The organism is Nitrosomonas sp. H1_AOB3 (assembly GCF_015709435.1).
GTDB classification, from domain to species: Bacteria; Pseudomonadota; Gammaproteobacteria; order Burkholderiales; family Nitrosomonadaceae; genus Nitrosomonas; species Nitrosomonas europaea.
Window position 1 is genome coordinate 1,077,491 of sequence record NZ_CP054389.1, and the last position, 10,069, is coordinate 1,087,559.

8 protein-coding genes are annotated in these 10,069 nt (G+C 50.1%); 4 read left to right on the forward strand and 4 right to left on the reverse strand.

What is annotated here, in order from left to right; genetic code table 11:
• Positions 1-298: 298 nt before the first annotated feature.
• Positions 299-436, reverse strand: coding sequence for a hypothetical protein (locus tag HRU73_RS05135; RefSeq protein ID WP_287399718.1), 138 nt, complete (start codon positions 434-436; stop codon positions 299-301).
• A gap of 290 nt (positions 437-726) precedes the next feature.
• On the opposite strand from HRU73_RS05135, the gene HRU73_RS05140 reads away from it, so the two are divergent.
• From HRU73_RS05140 to HRU73_RS05155, 4 genes are all read left to right on the forward strand, one after another.
• Positions 727-3,213 (forward strand): TonB-dependent siderophore receptor, encoded by a 2,487-nt coding sequence (locus tag HRU73_RS05140; protein ID WP_281871538.1) that lies wholly within the window; start codon positions 727-729, stop codon positions 3,211-3,213.
• Positions 3,214-3,345: 132 nt separating this feature from the next.
• On the forward strand, positions 3,346-3,582 hold the full coding sequence (locus tag HRU73_RS05145) for a type II toxin-antitoxin system HicA family toxin (RefSeq protein WP_287399721.1): 237 nt from the start codon (positions 3,346-3,348) through the stop codon (positions 3,580-3,582).
• A complete protein-coding gene (locus HRU73_RS05150) occupies positions 3,579-3,917 on the forward strand; it encodes a type II toxin-antitoxin system HicB family antitoxin (RefSeq protein WP_281871137.1) in 339 nt (112 codons plus the stop codon). Before HRU73_RS05145 ends, HRU73_RS05150 begins: the two co-directional genes overlap by 4 nt.
• A 53-nt stretch (positions 3,918-3,970) precedes the next feature.
• Positions 3,971-4,327, forward strand: a complete 357-nt coding sequence (locus tag HRU73_RS05155) for a HigA family addiction module antitoxin (RefSeq protein ID WP_281871136.1) — start codon at positions 3,971-3,973, stop codon at positions 4,325-4,327.
• Here the strand turns inward: HRU73_RS05155 and HRU73_RS05160 are convergent.
• The 3 genes from HRU73_RS05160 to HRU73_RS05170 are packed head-to-tail and all read right to left on the reverse strand — an operon-like array spanning position 4,320 to position 10,028.
• Positions 4,320-5,732 (reverse strand): efflux transporter outer membrane subunit, encoded by a 1,413-nt coding sequence (locus HRU73_RS05160; RefSeq protein WP_011111704.1) that lies wholly within the window; start codon positions 5,730-5,732, stop codon positions 4,320-4,322. The two genes, HRU73_RS05155 and HRU73_RS05160, sit on opposite strands and share 8 nt — an antisense overlap.
• A gap of 15 nt (positions 5,733-5,747) precedes the next feature.
• Positions 5,748-8,849, reverse strand: a complete 3,102-nt coding sequence (locus HRU73_RS05165) for a multidrug efflux RND transporter permease subunit (RefSeq protein ID WP_281871135.1) — start codon at positions 8,847-8,849, stop codon at positions 5,748-5,750.
• Between the two features lie 18 nt (positions 8,850-8,867).
• Complete coding sequence (locus tag HRU73_RS05170) at positions 8,868-10,028, reverse strand: MexX/AxyX family multidrug efflux RND transporter periplasmic adaptor subunit (protein WP_281871134.1); 1,161 nt, start codon at positions 10,026-10,028, stop codon at positions 8,868-8,870.
• Positions 10,029-10,069: the final 41 nt, after the last annotated feature.

Here is a 10,069-nt window from a genome sequence, read left to right on the forward strand (position 1 = left end):
ACATTCCAGGCGAGAACGCGTCCCGGCTCGGATGTGCCGAGGTTGAGAGATTCGGTTTCGCTCATTTCGCTTCTTTCGTGTTTTGCTCCCCTCTCCCGCTGGCGGGAGAGGGGAGTGTTTCATCGTGTGGCGAGTGATTGGCGGGTTTGTTGCTCATTCTGAGTCTCCTGCCGAACCTGCGGCCTGTTGTTGCTTGTGCAGGCGCTTCAACTTGATGCCAACTCGGTGCGCACGCGGCTCGCGAAAGGCGGATTGCCTTCCAGCAGGTAGATCAGTGCGCTGGCATCGAAAAAAACGATCACCAGTCGCGCTCTTCACCCAGAGTTATGTCGATATCCGCTTTGTCACGCGTGCCGATATCAGGCTGCGACAGTAGCCACCGCAAGGCGGTCATGCCATGGCGCTTGATCTCGGCGGTAGTCAGGGTGTTAGTCATGGCAAATCCAATTCAGTACCGATATTTTTCCAATAGTACTGTTTTCAATCCAAATAATCCATTTGATGGTTCCCATGCTCCGGTGGCCAGTATGCCCCGCTGGAGTGAAGTGGAGTGGGCTAAATTCCCACGCTGGAACATAGGAACGATCAAAAATTTTTGTGATTTCTCCTGCCCGATTCTGATTCTCGCGGCACCTGCTCTATAAGGAGCTTCTAAAGAACATCAGCGATGTTTTGCAGAGGCTCCGCAGAAGCTTTATCGATCCATTGACTTCTTGAGGAGTAGGTATGCCATTCGACCGACGCCACGCCGCGCGCCGATTTATCCAGCCATGCTGTCAGGGGCAGCAGCAATCCCGACCTGTTTCACTTTTTCCGGTGCACCCCCTGGCACAGATAATCGCCTTCCTCTCAGGAGGGTTCATCCTGTCAGTCAGTTTGCCAGATCCGGCAATTGCTCAAATTGTGGCTCAAGCCCCCGCGGATAGCCAAACATCCACCGCACGCCAGTACTACAACATTCCAGCCGGCCCGCTGGCCTCTGCCCTGCGCAGCCTGGCCAGTTCGGCAGGACTGCTGCTTACCTTTACAGAGGGTCAGATCAGCGGAAAAACTACCGGTGGTTTACGGGGACAATACACTGTGCAGGAAGCACTCGCACACCTGCTTGGAAACAGCGGATTACAAGTAACACGACTGGCCAATGGCAGTTATGTAGTACAGAAAATGAGCACTATCGAACCCTCCCCGGCCAATGTTACCCTGCCCCTCATGACAGTGAGTGCACCAACTCTGAAACAAGGCACAGCGGAAGAAGGCTACCAGGTCAGCAATATCAGTGGAATTGGTCTGTGGGGTGAGCGTAGTTTGCGGGATACACCGTATTCGATGAGTGTCGTTCCTGCTGACTTGATCGAAAACGTCAACGCCCAGAATATGGGACAGATCTTCAAAATGAATCCCCTGACCCAAGAACCATTCATCCAGAATTTTACCGGTGTTCCCTTTGTCACCATACGAGGATTTCAAACAAGCAGCCCGGTTTATGATGGCATCCATCTCTATGCCAATGGTTCTGCTGTGTCAGTCATCGAAATCGACCGGGTTGAAATTCTCAGTGGAACCTCAGGTTTTCTCTATGGCGGCAACAGAGTAGGTGGAGCCGTAAACTATGTGACTAAGAACTCTACCAATATCCCGCTCAGAAGGCTGACGTTTGGTAATTACGGTGGGACCCAATTTTACGGCCATGCCGATATCGGCGGGAAATTTGATGACCGGGGCCGATTCGGTTACCGGGCCAATCTGCTCTATCAGGGGGGAGATACCGCTATCGGCGAACCGATCAACCAGAAAGTGGCCAACATCGTGCTGGATGGCCACCTTACCGATACCCTCTATGCAGATGTCAAATATACCTATAACGACTACAGCAAAGAGGCGACACAACCTCTCTTTTATATGAGAGAAAGAATTTCTATTGATACCAGTAAACGTTATTCTCCCAAATGGGCATCCAACGACTTGGAAAGTCATAAAGCTTACACCAGCCTGCATTGGGACCCCAGTAAATATTTCACTCTCAGAAGTGCTTTTTTCTATCAGGATACGAGGATGAGAGTCAATCAAATATCTTTAGATGAGCAGGCGAACAAGACCTTTATTCCCAGAATGACAAACTCCCCCTGGGAAAAGCATGAAAATTATGGAGGGTATATCTACCTGGATAGCCGCTTTTCAACATTTGCCGTCGACCATAAGCTGACCCTGGGTTATTCTTCTACTTTTCATGAAATGCTTTTACGGGGTAATGGTACTGTTTACCTGTCTGGTAACACAAATTTCCTGCTGAGTGAACTTAAAAATATAGCTGAGCCGGATTGGGGGGCATCTTTCGGGAGCGGGTCGATGGCGACTGCCTATACTGCCCGAAATGACAATATCCTGATTGGAGATGACATTAGCTTCAATGACCAATGGTCTGCAATGGTTGGGCTCAACTATGCTACGACAGCATATAAATTGGATGGTATCTACGGTGACAGCAACTATGAAAAATCTAAGCTGACTCCTACAGCTTCACTTCTGTATAAACCAATCGAAAAGGTAACCACCTATGTCTCTTATATGGAAGCACTTGAAGCTAGCATAATAGTAGGTAATACCTATGCCAATCGTGGAGAAGTGCTTTCTCCGTTACTCAGTAAACAATATGAAGTGGGCTTGAAATATGATATCAATCCCAACTTGTTGTTAAGTACCGCACTGTTCCGAATCGAAAAAACCAATCGGTATTCGGATCTTGCAACACCCATCCCACGTTATGTCCAGGATGGCTTGCAAGTACATAACGGGGTAGAGCTGGTTCTGACCGGAAAAGTAACCGATAATCTGACTATCATGGGGGGCGGTACCCTGATGGATATCGGTGTGGAGAAATCCAATGACCCTGCTCTCGAAGGCAAAAAACCAACCAATGCTGCTTCCAGAATGGGGAAGATTTATGCGGAATATGCATTACCATGGATCCCAGGATTGAATCTGACCGGTGGAATCTACTATACTGGTGAGAGATACGCCAATGTGGCCAATACAGATAAAATTCCCAGCTATGCCCTGTATGATATTGGCGCTCGATATACCACCCGGGTACTCGATAAAGCACTGATCGTACGCCTGAATGTCATCAATCTAACTGGTAGAAATTACTGGCAAGATCAATATAATTTGGGTGTACCGAGAACCATTGCATTTTCCGTCAGTACGATGTTTTAACGCTTTGGCTTCAATACTCCAACATCCGGGCTCTATTCTGAGCCCGGTATGTTTAATGACTCATAATCGCCACCTTTACCTGTCATCCCGCAATGCTTGATACCGTTAAAGTAACTGTATATAGTTACAATCATGGTAAAAGCGGATAAATTAATAGAGAAACTGCAGCAAAATCAAGAAGGCATTGATTTCAATGATTTCGAAACATTGCTTTCAAGATTAGATTGGATTCTCGACCGCCAGAATGGCAGCCACCGCATCTGGATATCACCGAAAAAAAGCAGGTTGATCATCCAGCCGAAAGGCTCCAAAGCAAAGAGTTACCAGATTAGGCAGTTTCTTAAAATTTATAGTGAAGAGGGAAGATGAGCGATAAATTCGACGGCTATACAGTAGAAATTTTTCTCGATGAAGACGGTGATTGGCTGGCCAGATTAGAAGAGCTGCCAAATATTTCTGCTTTTGCAAACTCTCCAGAGCAGGCCATAGCAGAACTCGAAGCAGCATGGAAACTGACGAAAGAAAGCTACATGGCTCATGGTGAAGCAATTCCCATTGCTCCTGCTCGCCGTCAATATAGTGGTCAATTTAATGTTCGTGTGGATAAACGGGTGCACCGTGCACTTGCCATAGAAGCAGCTCGCGCTGGCATTAGCCTGAATGCTCTGGTATCGAAAAAGCTGTCAGAAAATCTGCATACGTAAATGAGAAGATCGAGGTAAACATGCGTTTGACATCGAGATGACTGGTTATATTTATGACTATCCCTATCGAAGAGTTGGAAAACATGGATTTCAGTGATGTGGCTGAAGGTGGAAAATTGCACCCCATTCACCCTGGCGAGATTCTGCGCGAAGAATTTCTGATGCCGTTAAAAATCACTCCTCATGCACTTTCTTTGGCATTGCAAATTCCGGCCACCCGTATCAACGATATCGTACGGGAGCGTCGTGCAATTACTACCGACACCGCCCTCAGACTGGCGCGGTATTTTGGTAATACCGCTGAATTCTGGATGGGTCTTCAAATCGATTACGATATGACTATTACCCGCGATTCCTTACGTGGGGCATTGAATAGAATTCAACGATTTGAACCTACCCATATCAGTTAATCCCTGCCCCGCTCCATTCCCCACCCAATGCTTTGAACAGGTTGATGGCGTTCGATAAAGAAAGCTGCCTGAGCTGGACGAGTGCCTGTTCGGAATCAAACAGGCTGCGTTGCGCATCCAGCAGTTCCAGATAATTGGCTACTCCTTTTTCATAACGCCGGGTTACCAGTTTCAGGCGTTCACGATCTGCATCGGTTGCATTGGACTGAGCATTGATCTGTTTTTCGATCTGCTCTCTTGCCAGCAATGTATCGGCGACTTCCCGGAAGGCAGTCTGGATGGCTTTTTCATATTCAGCCACGGCGATTTCCATACGTGCACGGCTGACATTCAGATTGGCCTGGTTACGCTTATGGGTAAAAATCGGAAATATGATTTGTGGCGTAAATGCCCAGGCATTGATGCCGTTACTGAGCAACTTGGTGAAATGCTCATTGACCAGACCGATATTGGTGGTCAACTGCAGGCGCGGAAACAAAGCAGCACGCGCAGCCCCGATATTGGCATTGGCAGCTTTCAGTTTGTGTTCGGCGGCACGAATATCCGGACGTCTTTCCAGCAAGTCGGAAGGCAGCCCTGCCGGGATCGGTGAAAATGCCAGTGTATCGAGTGCAGCAATACCGCCAGGTAAGGTGACTGATTGATCTCCCATCAATAACAGTAAAGTATTGATCGCCCGGGTATGTTCCCGGTCCAGCGCCGACACACTTGCACGTGCGCTTTCCATCTGCATTTTTGCTGCTTTCAGATCTATAGCCGTATCGATACCCGCATCGAAACGACGTCTGATGCGGGTATAGCTGGCTTCACGTGCAGCCAGCGTTTTTTCTGCCAGTAATTGACGTTCTGATAAAGCACGCTCATCGACATAAGCCGCCGCTACTTCGGCAATCAAACTCGTTCGTGCTGTCTGCTGAGCTTCCCGGGTAGCCAGGTAATCTTCCAGTACCGCTTCAGAAAGACTTTTTATCCGGCCAAAGAAATCGATTTCAAAATTACTGATGCCGATACCGACACGATACATATCGACGTCGAAGGTTTCTCCCTTCGCAAAAATCAGACGGCTGCGGTCATAGCTGCCAGTGGCATCGATTGTGGGTAATTTCGCCGATCGTTGAATATCATATTGGGCACGTGCTTCTTCGATACGTAATGCTGCGATGCGCAAATCCCGATTCTGTTCCAGCGCGATATTGATCAGGTTCTGCAAAACCGGGTCAGTGAAATACTGTTGCCAGCTTTCGGGCGCAGCATCCATTGCATTCGTATCATCAGCGGTGTAACTGGCGGGAAGCGGTGCTGGCGGCCGGCTGTATTCAGGGATCAGCGAACAGCCGCTGAGCAATAACACCAGTGCTGAAACAGCCGATTTCGTGGCTGGTTTGGAAAAGCTACTATTCTTCATGACTGACAGATATTTTTATGAGTGTCGCGAACGCTTGATATAACGCCCTATCACAGCAAAAAACAGGGGCACCAGGAATATTGCCAGTGCGGTCGCCATGACATTCCCTCCAAATACACTGGTACCGATTGCGGTCTGAGCGCCCGATGCTGCACCGGTTGCCAACGCCAGAGGCAGTACCCCGGCACCGAAAGCCAGGGAAGTCATGATGATCGGACGCAGGCGCAAACGGGCAGCTTCCAGTGTTGCATCGATCAGGCTCATACCACTGTCGTAAAGTTCTTTTGCCACTTCGACGATCAGAATGGCGTTCTTCGCAGAAAGCCCGATCATTGCGATCAGGCCAACCTTGAAATAGATATCATTCGGCATATCGCGTAACGTCACTCCCAGCACAGCACCCAGCACGCCCAGTGGCACGACCAGAATGACCGCCTGTGGAATCAGCCAGCTTTCATACAGGGCAGCCAGCGCCAGAAATACGATCAGCACGGATAGCCCGAACAGGAACGGAGCCTGATCGCCGGAGAGCCGTTCTTCCAGCGACTGGCCTGACCAGTCGAAGCCTATCCCGTTCGGCAACTTGGCTACGATATGCTCGATTTCTCGCATGGCCTCCCCGCTGCTTTTGCCGGCGGCAGCATTGCCATTGATGGTAAAGGAAGGAAAACCGTTGTAGCGTGTAAGTTGCGGTAAACCCATCCCCCACTCCAGTGAAACAAAGGATGACAGCGGCACCAGCTTACCCGCAGCATTTCTTACCCGCAGTTTACGAATATCATCGAGCTCGATACGGTTCTTGCCATCCGCCTGAACGATGACACGCCTGACCTGATTCCCGTGCATGAAGTCACCAATATAATCCGAGCCGAACATGACAGCGAGTGTGGCATTGATTTCATCCATCGTAACACCCAGCGCTTGTGCCTTGCGCCGGTTGATATCCAGGTTGATGACCGGTGCTTCTGCCAAGCCGGCGAACATCAGATTGGTCAGTACCGGATGTTGTCCGCCTTCGGCCAGTAGCCGGTCGCGGGCAGCGGCCAGCGTTTTATAGCCGACATTGCCGCGATCCTGCAGCCGCAGATCGAAACCACTGGATGAGCCCAGTTCAGGTAATGGCGGTGTATTCAACGCAAATACCGTCAGATTGGGCCGTCCATAAAAATGCATGTTGACACGCTCGACAATCGATCGCACGTGCTGATCGGCATGTTTGCGTTCTTCCCAGTCCTGTAATGTCGCAAAAATCATGCCGCTGCTGGCACCCGTGCCATAGAAACTGAAGCCACCGACTTCATAAACATATTTCACCGGTTCGTTTTCCTGCAGATACTGGCTCACTTCACCCAATGTATTCATGGTTTCATGCATCGTGGCACCCTGTGGCAGCATGACCATGATCATGAAATCTCCCTGATCCTCTTCCGGCAGGAAAGCAGTCGGCAAACGGGCGAACAGCAAGGCTACAGCAGCAATGATAATGCCGTATACAACCAGCCAGCGCACAGGACGTTTGAGTATCTGCCCGACACGATGCTGGTACCGATTGGTCAGAGAAATGAATGTCCGGTTGAACCAGCCAAAGAATCCACGTTTATTTTCATGGTGTTCTTTGTCGACAGGTTTGAGCAAGGTAGCGCACAAAGCAGGCGTCAATGAAAGTGCCAGAAAGGCGGAAAAAGCAATGGAAGTCGCCAGTGACAGAGAAAACTGGCGGTAAATGTTGCCGACTGCACCGCTGAAAAACGCCATGGGCAAAAATACAGAAGTCAGAACGACCGTGATACCGATAATCGCACCGCTGATCTGCTGCATCGCTTTGACGGTAGCTTCGTAGGGAGACAGACCTTCTTCGACGATGATACGCTCAGCATTTTCCACCACGACGATGGCGTCATCCACGACGATACCAATCGCCAGTACCATGCCGAACATGGTCAGTACATTGATGGAAAACCCCAGGCCATACATGACCGCAAAGGTGCCAAGGAGCGCAATCGGAACGACCAGGGTGGGAATGAGCGTTACCCGGATGCTCTGCATGAACAGGAGCATCACCAGAAACACGAGGACTACTGCTTCGACCAGGGTATTCACTACTTTCTGGATGGAGACTTCGACAAACGCTGAAGTATCGTAAGGTATCTGGTAGCTGACCCCTGGCGGGAAATATCTGGACAGTTCATCCATGGTATTGCGTATACGTTCTACCGTAGCCACAGCGTTGGATCCCGGTGCCATTTTCACTGCCATCCCCGCGGCATTCTTGCCATTGACACGGGAAAAGAACGAATAATCGCTTCCGCCATATTCCACTCTGGCGACATCACGCAGCAGGATGGCACCCCCATCTGCTTTTGTCCGTAACGTAATATTCTTGAAATCTTCCGGCGTAGCAAGTGCTTTGTCTGCCGCGACATTGGCACTGATAGGTGCGTGCTCCGGTACTGCCTTATCACCAATATAACCAACAACTACACGAGCATTATGGCTGCGTATCGCTGAAGCGAGATCGGATGCCGTCAGATCGAGAGAAGTCATTTTTGCCGGATCCGGCCATATACGCATGGCATATTCCGGACTGAACGACTGTACCTTGCCGACTCCCTCGACCCGGCGCAATGCCTGCAATATATTGGCAGATGCCAGTTCTCCCAGCTCGATTTCCGTCAAACGGTTATCGTCAGAAGTAATGGAAACCACCAGCTGGATGTTGTCAGCGGATTTTTCAATGAAAATACCGTTGCGGCGCACGACTTCTGGTAAACGTGCTTCCACCATTTTCAAACGATTCTGTACTTCCACGGCAGCCAGATCGGGGTCCGTGCCCTGTCTGAATGTGAGGTTGATGTTGGCGGAGCCCGGGCTGCTGGTAGCCGAGGTATACATCAATCTCGGCGCGCCATTCATTTCACGTTCGATAATCGCGGTGACCGATTCTTCGACAATTCTGGCGGAAGCACCGGGATAAGTGGCCGATACGTTGATCACAGGTGGTGCAATATCCGGGTATTGGGCTACCGGCAGCCCCCGAATGGAGAGTAATCCGGCAAGAATGATCAGTAATGAGATGACCCAGGCGAATACCGGGCGATCGATAAAAAATCGCGCCATAAATTCCTGTATGGATTTTTATTGTTGGGAATGATCTGTCTGATCGTCGGTAACGACGGGCCTTACCCGGGCACCCGATATCATCATGGCCGAGTTGCTGATAATCACTTTCTCGCCACCCTGCAACCCGCTGGTAACCACCCAGTGGTTACCTTCCAGCGTATTCGCCTCAACTTCGACTCTCTGTACTGTGTCTTCAGTATCGACAATCATGACGCTCGATACGCCGGCAGCACGAACCAGGGCATCACGTGGAACAGGAACGGCATGGTTGATGATGGCCTGTTCCAGTCGTACCTGCACATAAGCACCGGGTAACAGTTCGTATTCAGGGTTGTCAAATAGTGCCCGCATCGCTACGGTGTCGGTCGATGTATCCACGGCGAGATCTGAAAAGAACAGCTTGCCGGTATGGCCATACTCACTGCCATCCGAAAAAATCAGGTGAACCTGAATATCTTTCTGTTCGATACCCCGGATTTTTCCAGATTTGATGGCACGCTGCATGGCCATGACTTCAGTAGCCGGTTGTGAAAAATTGACATAAATCGGATCGATCTGTTCGATTGTGGTCAAGGGTGTCGGCGCATCCTGCCCGACCAGCGCACCCTCCGTTACCAATGCACGGCGTGCCCGACCATCGATCGGTGAAACGACGGTTGCATAACCGAGATCGAGCCTGGCTTTTTCCAGCCGTGCTCTGGCTGAAAGCAATTCAGCCTTGGCTTGCTTTTCCTCGGCCACTGCGGATTGATAATCGCGCTCACTGATGGAATGATCGCTGACCAGATCTTTGTAACGCTTGAGTTTGTCGGCTACATCATGGTAATTGGCCTCAGCCTTGGCCAAAGCGCCTGATGCTTCATCACGCGCCACTTTCAGCAGCTCGGGATTGATCAGGAAAAGCGGAGTACCTTTACGCACATCCTGCCCTTCCTTATATAGCCGCTCTGTCACGATCCCGGCCACTCTGGCGCGTACCTCTGCCTGTCGGAAAGCTTCCAGTCTGCCAGGCAATTCAATACTGACCGGAGAAGAAACCACCCGAGTGATGATGACATCGACTTGCGGGGGAACTTCATTCACTGCCGTATCGCTCTGTCGGTCGTCACACCCTGAAAGTCCATAGATCGAGAACAGAACCATCAGAATATAAAACCGGTTTGGGTAACGAAGCATGAATTTCTCTTTATTGTTTTGTCGCTGGATAATCCGGACAT